The following is a 19533-nucleotide window of genomic DNA, read 5'->3' as shown; positions in this document are numbered from 1 at the left end:
GGTTCAGGCGGCGCTCGGCGCGCCGTTCAGGTTGTCGAGCAGATGCTGGAAGGCTTGCACCGCCAGCTCCATGTCGTCGTTGGTGCTCGATTCGAGCGGGTTGTGGCTGATGCCGGAGTTGATGCCGCGCACGAACAGCATGGCCTGCGGCATCACCTCGTGCAGCTTCATCGCGTCGTGGCCGGCGCCGCTGGGCATGCGGAACAGCGGCACGCCGAGCGAATCGACCGCGCGTTCCCAGCGCTGCTGCCATTCGGGCGCGCTCGGCGCGGCCGAGGCACGCATGGTCTCCTCGAGCGTGTGGCGCACGCCGCGGCGCTCGCAGATGTCCTGCAGCGCCTTCACCACGTCGTTGGCGAGCGCATCGCGTTGCGCGTCGTTGGGCGCGCGCAGGTCGAGGCTGAACTTGCAGCGTCCGGGCACCACGTTGATCGAGCCGCTCGGCACCTCGAGCATGCCGACGGTGCCGACCGAGTCGCCATCCTTGGCGGCACGCTGCTCGGTGTAGAGGATCAGCTCGGCCACGGCCGCGGCCGCGTCGCGGCGGCGGTCCATCGGCGTGGTGCCCGCATGGCTGGCCATGCCGATCACCTCGCCCACGTAGCGCACGCTGCCGTTGATCGAGGTCACGATGCCCAGCGGGATGTCGAGCTCGTTGAGCACCGGGCCCTGCTCGATGTGCACCTCGACGAAGCCCAGGTATTTCGAGGGATCGCGCTGCGCCTTGGCGATGTCTTCCTCGCGCAGGCCCGCATGGGCGCGCGCCTCGCGCATGGTGATGCCGTCGGCGTCCTTCTGGTCGAGCCAGGCCGGGTTGAAGTGGCCGATCAGCGCGCCCGAACCGAGGAAGGTGGCCTTGTAGCGCTGGCCTTCCTCCTCGGCGAAGCCCACCACCTCGAAGGCGAAGGGCAGGCGACGGTTCTGGCGCTTGAGCTCGCGCACGCAGGCCATGGGCACGAAGATGCCGAGCCGGCCGTCGTACTTGCCGCCGTTGCGCACGGTGTCGTAGTGCGAGCCCGTGAGCAGCGTCTTCGCGTCGGGCGTCGCGCCCTCGTAGCGGCCCACCACGTTGCCGACCGCGTCGATCTCCACCGAGTCGAAGCCGGCCTCGCGCATCTCGCGCGCGATCTGCGCCGCGCAGGCACGGTGCGCGTCGGTCAGGTAGGTCACGGTGAGCTGGCCCTTCTCGGCGAAGCCCGGGTCGCTGTGCACCGCGAGCGCCTCCTGCCAGTCCCACACGTGGTTGCCGAGCGCCGGCTCGGTGCCGAACTTGTCGTTCAGGCGGATCTCGGCGATGCGGTGGATGTTGCGCAGCGCCTCGGCGAGCTCGAAGTCGGGGTGGTTGTAGGCGCGGCGCTCGAAGGTGTCGATGATCTCGCACTTGGACAGCCCCGTGCCGCGCGGGCCGCGCACCGCGAGGATGAAGGGGAAGCCGAACTTCGCGTTGTAGTCGGCGTTGAGCCGCTGGATCTTCGCGAACTCCTCGGGCGTGCAGTCGGTGAGGCCGGCCTTGCCCTGCTCGTTGGTCGATTCGGCGGTCAGCGTCTTGCTGACCATCGCCTTGCCCGCGAGCTCGGGGTGGGCGCGGATCAGGGCCAGGCGCTCTTCCCTGGTGGCCGTGTTCACGGCCTGCGCGAGCGCGTACTTCAGGTGCTGCAGCGAACGGAACGGGCGCGCGGCCAGCGCCTGGCGCGCGATCCACGGCGAGTGCTCGTAGGTGCCGTCGAGCAGCGCGACGGCTTCGTCGGCGCCCGCGGCGTTCAGTTGTTCGATGGTCAGGCTCATGGCGTGTGTGTCCTCCGTATGAATCAAGCTTGCGAGGCTTGGGAAGAGGCTTCGAACGGATGGGTCTTCTTCCAGTGCCGCGCGATATCGACGCGGCGGCAGACCCACACCCGCTCGTGGCTGGCGATGTGATCGAGAAAGCGCTGCAGCGCCACGATGCGGCCCGGGCGCCCGAGCAGGCGGCAGTGCATGCCGATGCTCATCATCTTCGGCGCCTCGTCGCCCTCGGCGTAGAGCGCGTCGAAGCTGTCCTTCATGTACTGGAAGAAGGGATCGGCGTGCGAGTAGCCCTGCGGCAGCGCGAAGCGCATGTCGTTGCAGTCGAGCGTGTAGGGCACGATGAGCTGCGGCACGGTGGTGCCGTCGGTCTTGCGCACCTTCATCCAGAACGGCAGGTCGTCGCCGTAGTAGTCGCTGTCGTACTCGAAGCCGCCGTAGTCGGCCACCAGGCGGCGCGTGCGCGGGCTGTCGCGGCCGGTGTACCAGCCCAGGGCGCGCTCGCCCGTGAGCTTCTCGATCGCCTCCATGCCCAGGCGCATGTGCTCGCGCTCGGTGGCTTCGTCGAGGTTCTGGTAGTGGATCCAGCGCCAGCCGTGGCAGGCGATCTCGTGGCCCAGTTCCTTGAAGGCGGCCGTGAGCTCGGGATGGCGCTCGAGCGCCATGCCGACGCCGAATACGGTGAGCGGCAGGCCGCGCTTCTCGAACTCGCGCAACAGGCGCCACACGCCCACGCGCGAGCCGTACTCGTAGATGCCTTCCATGCTGATGTGGCGGTCGGGGTAGCTCGCGGGATTGAACATCTCCGAGAGGAACTGTTCCGAGCCGGCGTCGCCGTGCAGCGTGGCGTTCTCGCCGCCTTCCTCGTAGTTGAGGACGAACTGCACCGCGATGCGCGCGTTGCCGGGCCACTGCGCATGGGGCGGGTTGCGGCCGTAGCCGACGAGGTCGCGCGGGTAGGGCAGGGTGGTGTCGTAGACGGTCATGGTGGAAGGGATCAGGACAATGCGAGGGAGATGTCGCTGGTGGGCACCTTGCGGTCGAACACCAGGTTGGCCTCGACGTGCTGCAGGTGCTCGGTCATCAGGCGCACGGCGCGCTCCTCGTCGCGCGCGGCCAGCGCCTTGACGATGTCGGCGTGCTCGTCGTTCGAATGCTCGGCGGCGCTGGTGCTCTGGTACATGAGCGTGATGAGGGCGCAGCGCGAGATCAGCTCGCCGAGGATCTGCGCCAGCACCTGGTTGCCCATGAGCTCGGCCATGCGCACGTGGAAGTCGCCGAGCAGCTCGGTGCGGCCCGAGACGTCCTCGCCCGACACGGCCGATTTCTCGAGCGCCACGTGTTCCTTGAGCGCCTTGATCTTGGCCGGCGTGACGGTGCGCACGAACTCGCGCGTCATCTCGGCCTCGAGCATGCGGCGCACCGCGAACACCTGCTTGGCCTCGTCGACCGCCGGTGCCGCCACGAAGGCGCCGCGCGCGGGCTCGAGCCGGATCAGCTTGTTCTGCGCGAGCTGGAACAGCGCCTGGCGCACCAGCGTGCGCGACACGCCGAAATGGTCCGCCAGCTTCTGCTCGGCCAGCTTGGTGCCGGGCTGAAGCCGGTGGTCGACGATGGCGCGGGTGAGCGCATCGACGATCGAACGGGTGGTGGAGGACTCCATGTTTTTCATGATAGACCGAAAGCCGACAACTGTATACACTTTTGTCCACCGGAATATCCCGCACTCTCACCTGACCGACCGAAGGAAACTCCCATGGGCCTGAGCACCCACGTACTGGACACGATGCATGGCGGCCCCGCGGCCGGCATGGAGGTCGCGCTCTTCACCACCGAGGGCGACGCCGCCACGCTGGTGCGGCGCTTCACGCTGAACGCGGACGGCCGCAGCGACGGCCCGCTCTACGACAACAGCACGCTGAAGACCGGCACCTACCGGCTGGTGTTCGACGTGGCGGGCTATTTCAAGGCGCGCGGCGTGGCGCTGCCCGAGCCGAACTTCCTCAACAAGGTGTCGCTGGACTTCGGCGTGGCGCATGCCGACCAGCACTACCACGTGCCGCTCTTGGTGAGCCCGTGGAGCTATTCGACCTACCGGGGGTCGTGAACGCCGACAGCGTGACTGTCGGAGGCTTTTCGCCGCTCCCTGTCCGGGGAGCTGCGGGGGCGCTACTGCTGCAGCTGCCCCTCGGTCAGCGTGTCGAGCTGGAAGCGCCCGCTCTTGTCCCAGAGCCAGGTGTCGGTCCACACCACCGGCCCGAGCCGCGACGCGGCCGGGAAGGGCGCGGCCTGCAGCACGGTGCGCTCGATCTCGGCGATGACCTCGGGCGCATGCTGGGGCGCGCGAAGCCAGTGCAGCGAGACCACGCGGCCGCCGCCGTCGAGGCTGACCTGCAGCGTGCCGACCGCGTAGAGCACTGGCGGCAGTTGCCCGCCATAGATGCGGCGGTTGTTGAGGTCGTAGACATGGCGCGCGGCGTCGCGCCGGTAGTCGCGCGCGCTGGTGGCATTCGATGCGCGCGGCGCCGGCCGGCCGCTGGCGCCGGGTTCGGCTGTGGCCTTGCTCAGTTGACCGGGCACCGAACCGGTGGTGCCGCATCCGGCGAGCCAGAGCGCGGCAAGAAAAGACACCGCCAGGGCGAGGCGGCGCGTCGTGGGCTGAAAATTCATCGCCGGGTTTATACCGTGAGTCCCTCACTCGCCCGCAACCGAAGGTATCCCTCATGAACGGCGCGGTCGACCAACTGCTGGCCCGTCTTCGCGACGAAAACGCGGTGCTGGTGCGCGTCGAATCCACGCAGGGCTCGGCGCCGCGCGAGGCCGGCACCTGGATGGCGGTCTGGGCCGAGGGCCTCACGGCCACCATCGGCGGCGGCCAGCTCGAGTTCCAGGCCACGCAGGAAGCGCGCGAGCTGCTGGCCGGTGCTCGCGCCATCGACGGCATCCAGCGCTATCCGCTGGGCCCGAGCCTGGGCCAGTGCTGCGGCGGCGTGGTGTTCCTGTCGTTCCGGCGCGTCTCGGCCGCCGACATCCCCGAGCTGCGGCGCGCGCTGGTCGAGCGCCTGCGGCCGGTGGCGCTGTTCGGCGGCGGCCACGTGGGCGCGGCGCTCGCGAGGCTGCTCGCGGGCCTGCCGTTCTCGGTGCGCTGGATCGACAGCCGAGACGGCGTGTTCCCCGAGGCGCTGCCCGCGCAGGTCGAGACCGAGCATTCCGAGCCGGTGCAGGACGCGGTGGGCTCGCTCGCGCCCGGCAGCCGCGTGCTGATCATGAGCTTCAGCCATGCCGAGGACCTCGACATCGTGATCGCCTGCCTGCGCCGCCTGCGCGAGCGCGACGACCTGCCCTACATCGGCCTGATCGGCAGCAAGACCAAGTGGGCCACCTTCAGCCACCGGCTCGAGGCGCGCGGCTTCACGGCGGCCGAGCTGGCGCGCATCACCTGCCCGATCGGCGTGCCGGGCATCACGGGCAAGGAGCCCGAGGTGATCGCGGTCGCGGTGGCGGCACAGTTGTTGCAATCGCTGGGCTGAGCCGGCGCTTCGGTGCACGAACAGGGTTTTCCCGGCACCGGCTCCGCAAAAAACCACGCCGCCCCTCGCCAAAACTGTATACACTTTCAGTCCACAAGTATCTGCCGCAGCGGAGCGAGGCCCACCCGGAGCCTGCGTTCGCGGCACTTTCTCTGCTTACAGCGCCCGCAGTGGTGAGCAGGACGAAGACATCCGCGCCCGGCGTTCCCCCGCGCCGAGCGGATTGAGAGAGCACCTCATGGAAAGCTACTACCTCGACTGGGCCAACCTGCTGCTGCGCTGGGTCCACGTCATCACCGCCATCGCCTGGATCGGCGCCTCCTTCTACTTCGTGATGCTGGACAACAGCCTCGAGAAGCCGCAGGACCCCGAATCGCTCGACAAGGGCGTGGGCGGCGAGCAGTGGGCCGTGCACGGCGGCGGCTTCTACAACATGCAGAAGTACCTGCTGGCACCCAAGAAGCTGCCGGACCACCTGCACTGGTCGTACTGGGAGAGCTACTCCACATGGCTCACGGGCTTCGCGCTCTTCACCATGTCGTACCTCTGGAACGCCAGCACCTACCTGATCGACAAGTCGAAGATGGATTGGCAGCCGGGCGCGGCGATCGCCGTGGCGCTGGCCTTCCTGGTGGTGTTCTGGATGGTCTACGACAGCATCTGCCAGCTGTTCGGCCGGCGCAAGAACGGCGACACCATCGTCGGCGTGCTGGTCGCGATCTTCGTGGCCTTCGCGGCCTGGCTGGCCTGCCAGTGGTTCGCGGGCCGCGCGGCCTTCCTGCTGGTCGGCGCCATGATGGCCACGACCATGAGCGGCAACGTGTTCTTCTGGATCATCCCGGGCCAGCGCAAGAACGTGCAGGCGCTGCGCGAAGGCCGCCCGGTCGACCCGGTGCACGGCCAGCGCGGCAAGCAGCGCAGCGTGCACAACACCTACTTCACGCTGCCGGTGCTGTTCGCGATGCTGAGCAACCACTACAGCTTCACCTACACCCACAAGTACAACTGGATCGTGCTGCTGCTGATCATGCTCGGCGGCGCGGCGATCCGGCAGTTCTTCGTGGTGCGTCACCGCTTCAAGCTCGGCAACGCGCGCAACCCGCTGCCCTACGCGATGGTCGGCGTGGCCGTGCTGGGCCTGACCATCGTCTGGATGAAGCCCGAGCCCGCCGCCCCCGTGGCCGCCGCCGCGCCGAGCGCGCCGGCCGTGGCCTACCAGGACGTGCAGAAGGTGCTCGAGCAGCGCTGCTACATGTGCCACGGCGCGAGCGTGCAGATGAAGAACGTGCGCGTCGACTCGCCCGAGCAGGTGAGTGCCCACGCCCAGGCCATCTACCAGCAGGTGGTGGTCACGAAGATCATGCCGATGAACAACGCCACCTCGATCACCGACGAGGAGCGCGCCTTGATCGGCCGCTGGTTCCAGGGCGGAGCCAAGACGAACTAGACCGCGGTCAAGAGGGCGGACTCGGGTTCGCCGCAAAATGCAGGCCCCGGAGACAACGCCACCCATGACCGCCAAGACCTCGACGCCCCCCTCGCTGCAAGACGCGACCGCTCCCGATCCTCGCCAGGCGCCACGCGCCTTCCTCGAACACCTCTACCGCGTCGCGGTCGACCGCGCGCTGCCGCTGTCGACCCTGGGCGCGCACCTGCCCAAGCCGCCCAAGGGCCGCACGCTGGTGCTCGGTGCCGGCAAGGCCGGCGGTTCGATGGTGCAGGCGCTCGAGGCGCTGTGGCCGGCCGACGCACCGCTGTCAGGCCTGGTGGTCACGCGCTACGACCACATCCCGCCGCGGCCCGAGGGGCTGCCCAGCCGCATCGAGATCGTCGAGGCCGCGCATCCCGTGCCCGACGCGGCCGGCCAGCAGGCGGCCGAGCGCATCCTCGCGCTGACCGAAGGGCTGACCGCCGACGACCTCGTACTGTGCCTGATCTCGGGCGGCGGCTCCTCGCTGCTGGTGCTGCCGGCCGAGGGCCTGACGCTGGCCGACAAGCAGCGCATCAACAAGCAGCTGCTCGACAGCGGCGCCCACATCGGCGAGATGAACTGCGTGCGCAAGCACCTCTCGCGCATCAAGGGCGGCCGACTCGCGGCGGCCTGCGCGCCGGCGCGCGTGGTCACGCTCACCATCAGCGACGTGCCCGGCGACGACCCGGCCGTGATCGCGAGCGGCCCCACCGTGCCCGACGCCACCACCTGCGCCGACGCGCTGGCCATCCTCGACCGCTACCGCATCGAGGTGCCGGCGCCGGTGCGCGCGCAGCTCGAGAGCGGCGCGCTCGAAACCCCCAAGCCCGGCGACGCCGTGTTCCAGGGCCACGAGACCCACATGATCGCGGCGCCGCAGCAGTCGCTCGAGGCGGCTGCCGCGGCCGCGCGCGCGGCCGGCATCGAGGCCCACATCCTCAGCGACGAGATGGAAGGCGAATCGCGCGAGGTCGGCAAGGTGCATGCCGCGCTCGCGCGCGCCGTGGCCCAGCGCGGCGCGCCGTTCGCCAAGCCCTGCGTGATCCTCTCGGGCGGCGAGACCACCGTCACCATCCGGCCGCGCCAGCCCGGCCAGGCCAAGGGCCGGGGCGGACGCGCGGGCGAGTTCTGCATGGGGCTCGCGGGGGCGCTGCTGGGCCAGGCCGACGTGTGGGCGCTGGCGGCCGACACCGACGGCATCGACGGCGTGGAGGACAACGCCGGCGCCCACGTCACGCCCGACACCCTGGCGCGTGCCGCCAACGCGGGCCGCAAGCTCTCGGACCACCTCGACCGCAACGACGCCTATGGCTACTTCGACGCCATCGGCGACCTGTTCGTGACCGGGCCGACGCACACCAACGTCAACGACTTCCGGGCGCTGCTGGTGCTCTGAGGCTTCTCCCTCCCCCGTTGGGGGAGGGCCGGGGTGGGGGCGCCGGGCCTCGCCACCGCACGCGTCCGTTCGAGCGTCGCCTGCCCCCATCCCGGCCTTCCCCCAGCGGGGGAAGGAGCGGCACCGTCCTGCGCGCATCCCCGACTCGGGTTAACCTATGCGCCCCGGCAGCCCGCTGCCGCCCAGCCGCACGCGCCTTTCGGGGCGCCGTGCCGCCATCCGAACTCCCCGTTTCCACCCCCATCCCCTGCCGAAGGAAAAGCTCGCCATGACCGCCTCCTCCTATACCGACACCCGCCTGCTGATCGACAACGAATGGGTGGACGCCGCCAGCCGCAAGACCCTCGACGTGGTGAACCCGGCCACGGGCCAGGTCATCGGCAAGGTGGCGCATGCCGGCATCCCCGACCTCGACCGCGCCCTGGCGGCCGCCCAGCGCGGCTTCGACGCCTGGCGCAACACCCCGGCCCATGAGCGTGCCGCCGTCATGCGCCGCGCCGCCGGCCTGATCCGCGAACGCGCCGGCGACATCGCCAAGCTGCTGACGCAGGAACAGGGCAAGCCGCTGGCCGAAGCCAAGGGCGAGACCCTGGCCGCCGCCGACATCATCGAATGGTTCGCCGACGAAGGCCGCCGCGTCTACGGCCGCATCGTGCCCTCGCGCAACCTCGCGGCGCAGCAGCTGGTCATCAAGGAGCCCGTGGGCCCCGTGGCCGCCTTCACGCCCTGGAACTTCCCGATCAACCAGGTCGTGCGCAAGCTCGGCGCCGCGCTGGCCACCGGCTGCTCCTTCCTCGTGAAGGCGCCCGAGGAAACCCCCGCGTCGCCCGCCGCCCTGCTGCAGGCCTTCGTCGACGCCGGCATTCCCGCCGGCACCGTCGGCCTGGTGTTTGGCAACCCGGCCGAGATCTCGGCCTACCTGATCCCGCACCCGATCATCCGCAAGGTCACCTTCACGGGCTCGACCCCCGTGGGCAAGCAGCTCGCCGGCCTGGCCGGCCAGCACATGAAGCGCGTGACCATGGAACTGGGCGGCCACGCCCCGGTGATCGTGGCCGAGGACGCCGACGTCGCGCTGGCCGCCAAGGCCGCCGGTGCCGCCAAGTTCCGCAACGCGGGCCAGGTCTGCATCTCGCCGACCCGCTTCCTGGTGCACAACAGCATCCGCGAGGAATTCGCCAAGGCCATGGTCAAGCACGCCGAAGGCCTGAAGCTCGGCGACGGCCTGGCCGAAGGCACCACCCTGGGCCCGCTGGCCAATGCGCGCCGCCTCACGGCCATGGCGCACGTGCTCGACGACGCCCGCAAGAAGGGCGCGACCATCGCCACCGGCGGCGAGCGCGTCGGCGATGCCGGCAACTTCTTCGCCCCCACCGTGCTGACCGACGTGCCGCTGGACGCCGACGTCTTCAACAACGAGCCCTTCGGCCCGATCGCCGCCATCCGCGGCTTCGACACGCTGGACGAGGCCATCGCCGAATCCAACCGCCTGCCCTTCGGCCTGGCCGGCTACGCGTTCACCAAGTCGATCAAGAACGCGCACCTGCTGAGCCAGAAGCTCGAACTCGGCATGCTGTGGGTCAACCAGCCCGCGACCCCGTCGCCCGAGATGCCGTTCGGTGGCGTGAAGGATTCGGGCTACGGCTCGGAAGGCGGCCCGGAAGCGCTCGAGGCCTACCTCAACACCAAGGCGGTGTCGATCCTCGGCGTCTGAGCGGGACGCTTCGACTCGCTGTCTTGAAGAGGGCGGCATCGCTGGAAGGCGATGCCGCTTTTTTCATGGCGCGCCGCGCATGGGAAATCGTCAGAGAAACATCACGTCGGAGCGCAGCGCGTACTTGGTGCCGTGCGTCACCTCGGTGCCTTCGATGACTCAGCCATGGCCATCCAGTGACGCACGCGAAGTCGCATCGAACCCGACGTGCCCGCGCCAGTTGCGTTTCTCGACCGCGCGCACGTTCGGCACATCGGCCAGCTGCACCAGGTACTGCGCCAGCAGCGGCAGCTCGGCGTCGTCGCGCTCGCCGAGGAACTCGCGCACCGTGACCAGGTTGCCGTAGCTGCGCGCGTACTTCGCGGGCGTGTCGTCCACGGCGATGATCGATTCGAGCGGATAGCCGCGCGACTTGAGCTTCTGCAGGTTCTTCACGGTCTGGTAGCCACCCGTGATCCAGTCGCGCGTGGTGGTGCAGCGCTTGCTCGACCAGAGGAAGGCCGGCTGGCCGGGCGGGAAGATCCGCTCCACGACCTGGGCGGCGTAGATCTCGCCCGAGGCGGTCCACACGCCGACCTCGAAGCGCTCGAGCATCCGGGCCAGGAAGGCCGCGAGATGCGGCCGCAGGTAGACGTGGTAGCCCACCGCCCGGAAGTCTTCCGGGTGGTCGAGCGGTGTCTCCCGCGCGTGGATCAAGGTCTCGTCGAGGTCCAGCACCAGCAGCTTCGATGCGCCGGGTGTCGAGCCCGCGCGCACCGCGGCCGCGTGGCGGTCGGTCGAGGCGGCATCGGGGAGCGGCAGGCTGTCCATGGCGGTCCTGGGGAGCGGCGTGAGCGCACAGGATAGTGCGTTCGCTGCGCTTTGCGGCGACCGGGGCGCGTTCAGTCCTCCGCGCTCGCGTTCCAGAACGCCTGCTGCACGCCCTCCAGCGCCTCGAGCTCCGCGACCACCCGGTCGAGCTCCTCGGCCTCGACCGCGGTCGCATAGAGCGTGGCCTCGATCTCGGTGTCGGTGGCGCCGAAGGCATGCTGGTCGACGTCGCGCACCGGGTAGTTGGCGGCTTCGAGCAGCAGCAGCACCTGGTCCATCACCTCGGGCCGCGAGGCGCGCGTGCAGATCACGCGCACCGTGTAGCTGGCCTCGCCCGACTCCTCCTTCACCGGCTGCCGGTTGATGCGGTTGACCACGGGCCGCAGCAGCGTGTTGCTCGCGAGCACGAACAGCGCGGCGATCACGGCCTCGCCGATCAGGTCGGCGCCCGCGCAGGCGCCCACGGCCGCCGATCCCCACAGCGTGGCCGCGGTGTTGAGGCCCGTGATGTTGGCGCCTTCCTTCATGATCGCGCCCGCACCGAGAAAGCCGATGCCCGAGACCACGTAGGCCGCCACGTGCACCGCGCCGTCGTGGCCGTGCAGGCGGTTGGCCATGTCGACGAACACGGCCGCGCCCACGGCCACCAGCGTGTTGGTGCGCAGCCCGGCGGTGCGCTGGCGCACCTGGCGCTCGAAGCCGATCAGCGAGCCCAGCACGAAGGCCGTGAACACGCTCAGCAGGGTGTCGAGCAGCGAGGGCAGGTTGAAGTTCTGTACCGCTTCCATGCGATCTCCTCCTTGTCGGTCGTGAACCAGGGTAGCGGCGGCATGTGACAGCCGCCGCTCCCTCCTGTCGTCACCGTTGTAGTCACCGGCTCATTGCCAGCCGTAGCGCCGCGCGTACCAGCCCTTGACCGCCTGCACCAGCGCCGCATAGCCGCCGAGCATCAGCAGCAGCCACGGGAAGTAGCCGAGCGGCAGCGCCTCGAGCTTGAAGTAGTGCGCCACCGGGCCCATCGGCAGCCAGATGCCCACGGCCGCGATCGCCGCGCCCATGATCAGCAGCGGCCAGGCCGCGCGGCTTTGCAGGAACGGGATGCGGCGCGTGCGGATCAGGTGCACGATCAGCGTCTGCGACAGCAGGCCCTCGACGAACCAGCCCGACTGGAACAGGGTCTGGTGCTCGGGCGAGTTGGCGGCGAACACGTACCACATCACGACATAGGTCAGGATGTCGAACACCGAGCTCAGCGGCCCGAAGAACACCATGAAGCGGCCCAGATCGCCCGGGTTCCAGCTCTGCGGCTTGCGCAGGAACTCCTCGTCGACGTTGTCGAAGGGGATCGCAATCTGCGACACGTCGTACAGCAGGTTCTGCACCAGCAGGTGCAGCGGCAGCATCGGCAGGAAGGGCAGGAAGGCGCTCGCCACCAGCACCGAGAACACGTTGCCGAAGTTCGAGCTCGCGGTGAGCTTGATGTACTTGAGCATGTTTGCGAAGGTGCGGCGGCCCTCCACCACGCCCTGCTCGAGCACCATCAGGCTCTTCTCGAGCAGGATGATGTCGGCCGATTCCTTGGCCACGTCCACCGCGCCGTCGACCGAGATGCCGATGTCGGCGGCACGCAGCGCGGGCGCGTCGTTGATGCCGTCGCCCATGAAGCCGACCACGTGGCCGTTGGCATGCAGCGCCTGCACGATGCGCTCCTTGTGCGCGGGCGTGAGCTTGGCGAAGACCTGGCGCTGCTCGACGATCCGGCGCAGCTCGGCCTCGTTCATGCGCTCGACCTCGTGGCCCAGCACCATGCGGCCGGCCTCGATGCCGACGTCGCCGCAGACCTTGCGCGTCACCAGCTCGTTGTCGCCGGTCAGCACCTTCACCGCCACGCCGTGCTCGGCCAGCGCGCGCAGCGCGGGCGCGGTCGATTCCTTCGGCGGATCGAGGAAGGCCACGTAGCCGAGCAGCGTGAGCTCGGTCTCGTCGGCCACGCCGTAGGCGGCGCGGCGCGCATCGCCGCGCAGCACGCGGCTGGCCACGGCCACCACGCGCAAGCCCTGGGCATTGAGCTCCGAGGCCACGGCGTGGATGCGCGCGAGCACTTCCGCGTCGAGCGCGAGCACCTCGGCACCGCGCTCGACCGCGCTGCACACGGCCAGCACTTCCTCGAGCGCGCCCTTGCAGATCAGCAGGTGTTCCTGGGCCGCGTCGCTGCCTGCGACGACCACCGACATGCGGCGGCGCGAGAAGTCGAAAGGCACCTCGTCGACCTTGCGCCAGTCGGTCTGCAGCCGGGTGTCGAGCTGCATCTGGGCATGGCTCAGCACCGCCTTGTCGAGCAGGTTCTTCAGGCCGGTCTGGTGGAAGCTGTTGAGGTAGGCCAGCTGCAGCACATGGTCGGAGCCCTCGCCCCAGGCGTTGGTGTGGCGCTCGAGCACGATGCGGTCCTGCGTCAGCGTGCCGGTCTTGTCGGTGCACAGCACGTCCATGGCGCCGAAGTTGTGGATCGCCTCGAGGCGCTTGACGATCACCTTCTGGCGCGACATCACGACCGCGCCCTTGGCGAGCGTGGCGGTCACGATCATCGGCAGCATCTCGGGCGTGAGGCCGACCGCGATCGACAGCGCGAACAGCGCCGCCTCCCACCAGTCGCCCTTGGTCACGCCGTTGATCACCAGCACCAGCGGCGCCATCACCAGCATGAAGCGGATCAGCACCCAGCTCACGCGGTTGATGCCGGCCTGGAAGGCCGTGGTGCCGCGGTCGGTGGCGCTCACGCGCTGCGCCAGCGCGCCGAAGAAGGTGCGCGCGCCGGTGTGCACGATCAGCGCGGTCGCGGTGCCGCTGATCACGTTGGTGCCCATGAACAGCAGGTTGTCGCGCTCGAGCACGCCGCTCGTGCCGCCGGTGGCGGGCACGCTGGCGAACTTCTCGACCGGCATCGCCTCGCCGGTCAGCGCCGACTGGCTGATGAACAGGTCCTTGGCCGAGAGCAGCCGGCAGTCGGCCGGGATCATGTCGCCGGCCGACAGCGCGATCAGGTCGCCGGGCACCAGGTCGCGCATCGGCACCTCGATGCGCAGCGCGCCGTCCGAGCCTTCCACGGGCCGCAGCACGGTCGAGGTGTTGCTGACCATCGCCTTGAGCTCGTCGGCCGCCTTGTTCGAGCGCGACTCCTGCAGGAAGCGCAGCACCGTCGACAGCACCACCATGCTGCCGATCACCACCGCGGCCTTCATGTCCTCGGTGACGTAGGAGACCAACGCGAGCACGGTCAGCAGCAGGTTGAAGGGATTGCGGTAGCACTGCCACAGGTGGGTCCACCACGGCAGCGGCTTCTCGTGGTTCACCTCGTTGCCGCCCAGGCGCTTGCGCAGCGCCGTGGCGTGTTCCTCGCTCAGGCCCTGCGGCGAGCTGTCGAGCTGCGCCAGCATGTCGTCGGCATCGGCCAGCGAGGCGGCGCTCAGCGCCTTCGCGATCTCGGGCGGCATCGCGGCCGAGGCGATGCCCACGGGCTTCGAGCCCAGCAGCGTCTGCCAGCGCTCGAAGTGATGCAGCATGCGGCGGCTGCGCAGGAAGCTTTCGAAAAAGGACTTCAGGACGTTCTTCATTGTTGTTCTCCTTCGCCGCGTGACGGGCGCGGCGCGTGGCCTTCGAAGGCCGTTGGGTTTTCTCGTGTTGCGGTGGCTTGGCGTTCAGCGCCGGAAGGCCCAGGTCATGCCCAGGGTCCACCAGCCGGGCCGGTCGGCGCGCAGCCCGTGGGCGCGGCTCAGGTCGATGCTCAGCGTGTCGGTCGGCGTCCAGCGCAGGCCCGCGCGCCAGGCGCTGGCGCCGCCTTCACGGAAGCGCTCGGCCACGAAGCCGAGTTGCTGCGAGGCCGTCCATTCGAGCGCCAGGCCCGAGTGGCTGCGACTGGGCTGTGCGCGATGCAGGTCGCGGCCCAGGTTGAAGTGGGCGCGCCAGTCCTCGGCGATCTGCCAGGTCAGCGGGACCACCACGCTGGCGCCCGTGTAGCGCAGCGCGCCGCGCTCGGGCGAACGCTCCCAGGCCGCGGCCACCAGCAGGCCCACGCCGAGGTCGTCGCTCAGTGCGTGGGCCCACTTGAGCTGCGGGCCCGCGCGCACCGTGCGGCCCTCGCTGCCGCGTTCGCGCTCGAGGTTCAGGCCGAGCTCGACCGGGCCGATGCGGCAGGCGGGTCCGAGGTGCATCGGCGCGTACCCGCTGCGTTCGCCATCGCGGCGATCGGCCCAGGTCTCGATCTGGCATTGGCCGGGATCGAGGATCGCGGCATCGTCGACCGCGTGGTGCCCGCCGGCGGCATGCGTCTGCGTGACCGCGAGGCCGCAGAGGTATGCCGCCGTCCAGGCGTGCAGGCGTGCGGCGCGCTGGCGCAGCGAGGGGCGTGTGCGGCGCGGGGCGCGGCGGACGAGGAGGGCGGTCCGGGTGGCGGGCCGCAGGCGTTGGCGGTTCATTCGAGGTTCTCCTGGCGAGGCGCGCAACGGGGCGCGCGAAGGAGAGCCTCCCGCGGGTCAGCCGGAGGTGACGGTCCTTCGCGGCTCGGTGTGCCGCGGATGGTTCATGGCGATGAAGGCCGACCGGCGCGTGGCGCGGTCAGGCAGGGGAGGCGCGCAGCGGCGCCAGCGAGGGTCTGGGTCCATGGTGGCCTCCTTGGCGATGGGTGGATGAAGGCGCGGTGCTTCGTTCGAATGCAACGGTCGGGGCGACGCGTCGGTGGACAGGCGCTACGAACGCTCCGGCTTGCGTTGGCCCGGCACCAGCAGCAGGAAGCAGCGGATGCGTCGCGTGCTCCAGAACGAAGCGGACTTGTCGAGCTCCTGGTCGGCCTCGGGCTGCAGCATGTCGGCCGCGGGCTGGCGCGCCGACGCGGCGCGCGGGTCGGCGTCATGCGTGGCGGCGTGGCCACGATGCAGGGGCTGGCGATGTAGAACGAGTTGACGCATGACAAGGCTCCTTCGACCCGTGACGGGCGAGAGGACCTCGTGGCATGGACCACGCTGGCTGGCAAAGAGACGCCAGTGACGAAACGGATGTCGGGGGAGGGAGAGCCTGCCGGGAAGGGCAGGCATCACGCCGCGGGCACGTCGGCCGCGGCGCGCAAGAAGCCTGCGCTACGGAGCCGGGTGTGCCGCGCATGCCACGGCACGCGTCTGGTCACTGATCCAACTGGCACTGTCCACGCACGAGGCTCCGAAGTGAAGATGCGGGATTGTTGCACTGCGTCATCGCGGGGGCAACCCGAAATGCGCGTTTCAGCGTTCGATGCAGGGTTTTAAGGCCACAGTGTTGCGATGGCGCCTCGATGCGGCGCGCGCCCGTGTGGTGGTCAGGCTGCGTTAAGTCGGTACGCTCCATCAAGCGGTCAAGGGCTCGATCTCGTTCAGCTCATCCCCGAGCGCATCGCGCGCCTGCGCGGCGTCATAGTCGCGCTGAAGGTTCATCCAGAACTCGTCGCTCACGCCGAATGCACGTGCCAGGCGCAGACCGGTATCGGCCGTGATGCCGCGGGTGCCGGCGAGGATGGCGGTCACGCGCGTCTGCGGCACGTGGATCGCCTTGGCGAGACGGTAGGCGGTGATGCCCATCGGCTCCAGGAATTCCGCGGCGAGGATCTCGCCGGGGTGCGGGTAGGGAACTTGGCGCGTCATGGTGTCTTCCTGCGTAGCAGATGAGGTTGAAACAGAGCCTCATCAAACGGCGAGGCCGGTCGCGAATTCAGGGATAGTCGACGACTCGAGCGGCGTGACTGGTCTTGGGCAAGGCCAACGGCGAGCGGTGCGTCAAGACCAAATGATCCCCTGTCGATTTGTATAGGCTTTGAACCGCCAGCGGCTTGCGAAAGTTACGCCTCGAAGAATTACCAAGTAGGGATCTCCGTTGAAGAAGCCAGCCATTCTGTTCATCTGCACCGGCAACATCTGCCGCTCCCCCACCGCCCACGCCCTGCTCGCCCACAAGGCCCGCGCCGCGCAGCTCGCGCTCGAGGTCGACAGCGCCGCGATCTCCGACGAGGAGCGCGGCAATCCGCCCGATCCGCGTTCGGTGGCCGAGGCGCGGCGGCGCGGCATCGAGATGCCCGCGCATCGCGCGCGGCAGGTGCGGACCTCGGACTTCGAGCGCTTCGACACCATCGTCGGCATGACCGGCCAGCACTGCGCGGCCTTGCGCCGCCTCGCGCCCGCGGGCACGGCGCACAAGATCCATCTGCTGACCGACTTCGCCGACGGGCTCTCGGGCGACGTGCCCGATCCCTGGTACGGCGACCGGCAGGCCTTCGTCGAGGCCTTCGACCTGATCGAGCGCGGCGTCGACGGCCTGCTCGCGAAGCTGGCGGCCCCGGACCGGGCCTGAGTCTTCAGGGTGCCACGCGCGGCGGCGATCCTCGGCATGGTTACATGACCGGGCCCCAGCCCGCACAATGGCCGCGGTCGGAGCAACCGTTCAAGAGGAGTCGAGGCATGAATCACCAGACCCATCGTCGCCCGCGCGGCTGGCTCGTCGCCTGCGCCGGCATCGCCGTGCTGCTCGCGGGCTGCGAAACCCCCTACAGCCGCCCGCCGGGCACCTACGGCGCGCCGCCGCCCGGCCGCGCCGGCACGGCCCCGGCGATCTCGAACATGGGCTGCGTGCAGGCCGGCTCGGTCCACTTCGCGCGGCCCTGGCAGACCATCGTGCTCGGTGGCTCGCGCCGCGTCGACAGCGGGGTCTACGAGGTGGAACTCACGAGCGGCAGCGACGGCCGCCGCGCGATCTGCACCGTCGACCGCAACGGCGCGGTGCTCGGCGTGGGCGACTACTGGGCGCGTTAGGGCCTGTTCACACGCCTTGCTGCGCGCGGGCGCCTTGCATCCAGCCCCTTTGCGGGGCAACGCGACCCCTTGAATAGTGTGAACAGGCCCTAGCCCCCTCGCTCAGACGTTGTCCTCGATCACCGGCGTGGTGCTGCCGGCATTCACGCGGATCCGCGTGCGCTTGAGCAGCGGGCTCGCGGGCACCTTGCCCGCGTCGAGCGGCTTGACCTTGTTGAAGACGACGGTGAAGGCCTGCGCCGTGACCGTCGCGCTCGCATAGCCCTGCGCGTCGTGGTCGGAGAACAGCAGGTCGGGGTTGTTGCCGCGCATGACCTGCTCGAAGGCCGCGGGCGTGGCGGTCAGCGCGGTGAGCGGCGTGCCCTGCGAGCCGGCCTTGATGTAGCTGTAGAACGAGGAACTGCTGACGCCCGCGCAGACGAAATCGACCAGCACCGGCGTGCCGGCCACGGGATCGGGCAGGTCGCGGATCAGGCCGCACTGGAAGGCGTGCAGGTCGCCCGTGATCGCCACCACGTTGCGGATGTTCTGCGCCTTCAGGTAGCCCATCAGGTCGGCCTTGTGGCTCGGGTAGCCGTCCCAGGCGTCGCAGTTGACGACGTAGCGCTGGTTGAAGGGTGGCGGCGCCATCTGCGTCAGGTCCACCCACATGCGGCTCAGCGAGACCTCGTTGCCCCAGACCTTCCAGGTGGCGTTCGAGTTCTTCAGCGTGTTCTTCCACCAGTCGGTCTGCGTCGGGCCGAGGATGCTCGGCGCGCGGCCGAGCTGCTGCGTGCGCATCGCCTCGAGCGCCAGCAGCGTCGTCTGCGGCGCGAAGTAGCGCGAGCCGATCGAGCTGTTGCCGTCGACCGGATCGCCGCCCGTCTGCTGCGCGACCAGCGCCTCGGAGATCACGTGGTCGTCGCGGTACAGCCGCTCGTCGGTCATCACCAGGTGCAGCAGCGGGCCGAAGTGGAAGTCGCGGTAGATCTTGATGTTGTCGTAGGCCGGGTTCCCCATGTCGAAGGAGACATCGCCGAAGTCCACCGGCATGTACTCGGCCCAGGCCTGGCTCGCGCCGCGGCGGCGCGCGGTCTGCTGGGTGTTGGCGTTGGTGTAGGTCTGGTGGTCCTGCCAGCAGTCGTCCGAGAACTCGTGGTCGTCCCAGATCGCGATCAGCGGGAACTTCGCATGCACCGCCTGCAGCCGCGCGTCGCCGCGGTAGGTGCGGTAGAGCGTGCGGTAGTCGTCGACCGTGTTGGCATAGACGCTGCCGTCGGCCAGCGCCACGCCGTTGGGCAGCTGGATCGCCTGGTGCGCGGGCTCGGCCACGCCGGCCTGGAACTTCGCGCCCACGGTCTCGTAGACGTAGTCGCCCACGTGCACCGTGAAGTCGAGGTCGTCCTCGGCCGCCAGCAGGTCGAGCGCGCCCCAGTGGTTGATCAGCCAGTCCTGGCAGGTGAACCAGGCGAAGCGCAGCTGCTGGCGCTGGCTGTCGGCGGCCGGCGCGGTGCGCGTGCGGCCGGTGGCGCTGACGTCGCTGCCCGCGACGAAGCGGAAGAAGTAGCGCGTGTCGGGCGCAAGGCCCGTGACCTTGGCGCGCACGGTGCGGTCGAAGCGGTCCGAGGCCTCGAGCGCGACTTTCGCCACCAGGTTGCCGAAGCCCGAGGTGTCCGACACCTCGAGCCGCAGCGCGATGGCCGCGCTGTTGGCGGCGGTGCCGGTGCGCACGCAGCGGGTCCAGAAGACGATGCTGGTGTCCTTCGGGTCGCCCGAGGCCACGCCCTGCCCGAAGGCATAGCGGCCCGCGGGTTCGGGCGCGGGTGGCGGCGGTGCCGGCGCGGGAGCGGGCGGCGGCACGATCGGGAACACGATCCCGTCGCTGCCTCCACCGCCGCAGGCGCTCAACACGGGAGGGGTGGCGGCGGCGACCGTGTAGAACAGGCCGCGGCGCAGGAAGGAACGTCTTTCCATGGGGGATTTCTTTTCGCGTGTGGGGTCGATGGCGGGGCGCGCACGAATCT

18 protein-coding genes are annotated in these 19533 nt (G+C 69.7%); 7 read left to right on the top strand and 11 right to left on the bottom strand.

Annotation, left to right across the window (positions count from 1 at the left end; translation table 11 throughout):
• Nucleotides 1–3: 3 nt before the first annotated feature.
• From uraD to AC07PU_RS22895, 3 genes are read right to left on the bottom strand one after another with little or no spacing between them, the layout of a single operon-like run.
• A complete protein-coding gene (gene uraD / locus AC07PU_RS22905) occupies nt 4–1785 on the bottom strand; it encodes a 2-oxo-4-hydroxy-4-carboxy-5-ureidoimidazoline decarboxylase (protein WP_495320780.1) in 1782 nt (593 codons plus the stop codon).
• Nucleotides 1786–1808: 23 nt separating this feature from the next.
• A complete protein-coding gene (gene puuE / locus AC07PU_RS22900; RefSeq protein WP_495320778.1) occupies nt 1809–2768 on the bottom strand; it encodes an allantoinase PuuE in 960 nt (319 codons plus the stop codon).
• A gap of 11 nt (nt 2769–2779) precedes the next feature.
• The gene (locus AC07PU_RS22895) at nt 2780–3454 is read right to left on the bottom strand and encodes a GntR family transcriptional regulator (protein ID WP_057596531.1); all 675 of its coding nucleotides are present in this window, start codon (nt 3452–3454) and stop codon (nt 2780–2782) included.
• An 84-nt stretch (nt 3455–3538) separates the two neighbouring features.
• Between AC07PU_RS22895 and uraH the strand changes: the two genes are divergently transcribed.
• A complete protein-coding gene (uraH, locus tag AC07PU_RS22890; protein WP_093340498.1) occupies nt 3539–3889 on the top strand; it encodes a hydroxyisourate hydrolase in 351 nt (116 codons plus the stop codon).
• Between the two features lie 62 nt (nt 3890–3951).
• Here uraH and AC07PU_RS22885 read toward each other — a convergent pair whose 3' ends face one another.
• On the bottom strand, nt 3952–4452 hold the full coding sequence (locus AC07PU_RS22885) for a hypothetical protein (protein WP_208512671.1): 501 nt from the start codon (nt 4450–4452) through the stop codon (nt 3952–3954).
• A 53-nt stretch (nt 4453–4505) separates the two neighbouring features.
• On the opposite strand from AC07PU_RS22885, the gene xdhC reads away from it, so the two are divergent.
• From xdhC to AC07PU_RS22865, 4 genes are all read left to right on the top strand, one after another.
• The gene (gene xdhC, locus AC07PU_RS22880; protein WP_495320775.1) at nt 4506–5312 is read left to right on the top strand and encodes a xanthine dehydrogenase accessory protein XdhC; all 807 of its coding nucleotides are present in this window, start codon (nt 4506–4508) and stop codon (nt 5310–5312) included.
• Nucleotides 5313–5550: 238 nt separating this feature from the next.
• On the top strand, nt 5551–6759 hold the full coding sequence (locus AC07PU_RS22875) for a urate hydroxylase PuuD (RefSeq protein WP_093340492.1): 1209 nt from the start codon (nt 5551–5553) through the stop codon (nt 6757–6759).
• Between the two features lie 64 nt (nt 6760–6823).
• Nucleotides 6824–8179 (top strand): glycerate kinase type-2 family protein, encoded by a 1356-nt coding sequence (locus AC07PU_RS22870; protein WP_495320774.1) that lies wholly within the window; start codon nt 6824–6826, stop codon nt 8177–8179.
• Between the two features lie 268 nt (nt 8180–8447).
• Nucleotides 8448–9893 carry an NAD-dependent succinate-semialdehyde dehydrogenase gene (locus tag AC07PU_RS22865; RefSeq protein ID WP_208512674.1) on the top strand — a complete coding sequence of 482 codons (1446 nt, stop codon included), beginning with the start codon at nt 8448–8450 and terminating at the stop codon, nt 9891–9893.
• A 159-nt stretch (nt 9894–10052) separates the two neighbouring features.
• Here AC07PU_RS22865 and AC07PU_RS22860 read toward each other — a convergent pair whose 3' ends face one another.
• The 6 genes from AC07PU_RS22860 to AC07PU_RS22835 all read right to left on the bottom strand — a co-directional run bounded on the left by AC07PU_RS22860 (nt 10053) and on the right by AC07PU_RS22835 (nt 16369).
• On the bottom strand, nt 10053–10703 hold the full coding sequence (locus tag AC07PU_RS22860) for an NIF family HAD-type phosphatase (RefSeq protein ID WP_495320773.1): 651 nt from the start codon (nt 10701–10703) through the stop codon (nt 10053–10055).
• A gap of 71 nt (nt 10704–10774) precedes the next feature.
• Complete coding sequence (locus AC07PU_RS22855; RefSeq protein WP_093340486.1) at nt 10775–11491, bottom strand: MgtC/SapB family protein; 717 nt, start codon at nt 11489–11491, stop codon at nt 10775–10777.
• Between the two features lie 90 nt (nt 11492–11581).
• On the bottom strand, nt 11582–14314 hold the full coding sequence (gene mgtA / locus AC07PU_RS22850) for a magnesium-translocating P-type ATPase (protein WP_495320771.1): 2733 nt from the start codon (nt 14312–14314) through the stop codon (nt 11582–11584).
• Between the two features lie 84 nt (nt 14315–14398).
• Complete coding sequence (locus AC07PU_RS22845; RefSeq protein ID WP_495320770.1) at nt 14399–15175, bottom strand: PA4824 family protein; 777 nt, start codon at nt 15173–15175, stop codon at nt 14399–14401.
• Nucleotides 15176–15445: 270 nt separating this feature from the next.
• Entirely contained in the window at nt 15446–15664 is a 219-nt protein-coding gene (locus tag AC07PU_RS22840) for a hypothetical protein (RefSeq protein ID WP_208512677.1), read from the bottom strand.
• Between the two features lie 411 nt (nt 15665–16075).
• The gene (locus tag AC07PU_RS22835) at nt 16076–16369 is read right to left on the bottom strand and encodes a HigA family addiction module antitoxin (RefSeq protein WP_495320769.1); all 294 of its coding nucleotides are present in this window, start codon (nt 16367–16369) and stop codon (nt 16076–16078) included.
• A gap of 229 nt (nt 16370–16598) precedes the next feature.
• Between AC07PU_RS22835 and AC07PU_RS22830 the strand changes: the two genes are divergently transcribed.
• Entirely contained in the window at nt 16599–17072 is a 474-nt protein-coding gene (locus AC07PU_RS22830) for a low molecular weight protein-tyrosine-phosphatase (protein WP_495320767.1), read from the top strand.
• Between the two features lie 107 nt (nt 17073–17179).
• The gene (locus AC07PU_RS22825) at nt 17180–17530 is read left to right on the top strand and encodes a hypothetical protein (protein ID WP_093340474.1); all 351 of its coding nucleotides are present in this window, start codon (nt 17180–17182) and stop codon (nt 17528–17530) included.
• 102 nt (nt 17531–17632) lie between these two features.
• On the opposite strand, the gene AC07PU_RS22820 is transcribed toward AC07PU_RS22825, so the two are convergent.
• Nucleotides 17633–19483: an alkaline phosphatase D family protein gene (locus tag AC07PU_RS22820; RefSeq protein ID WP_495320765.1), complete on the bottom strand. Its 1851-nt coding sequence runs from the start codon at nt 19481–19483 to the stop codon at nt 17633–17635.
• Between the last annotated feature and the right edge of the window lie 50 nt (nt 19484–19533).

This window comes from Variovorax sp. GW821-FHT10D07 (genome assembly GCF_059415325.1).
Note: the sequence above shows the minus strand (reverse complement) of the source record. Positions and strands in the feature narration are given on the sequence as shown.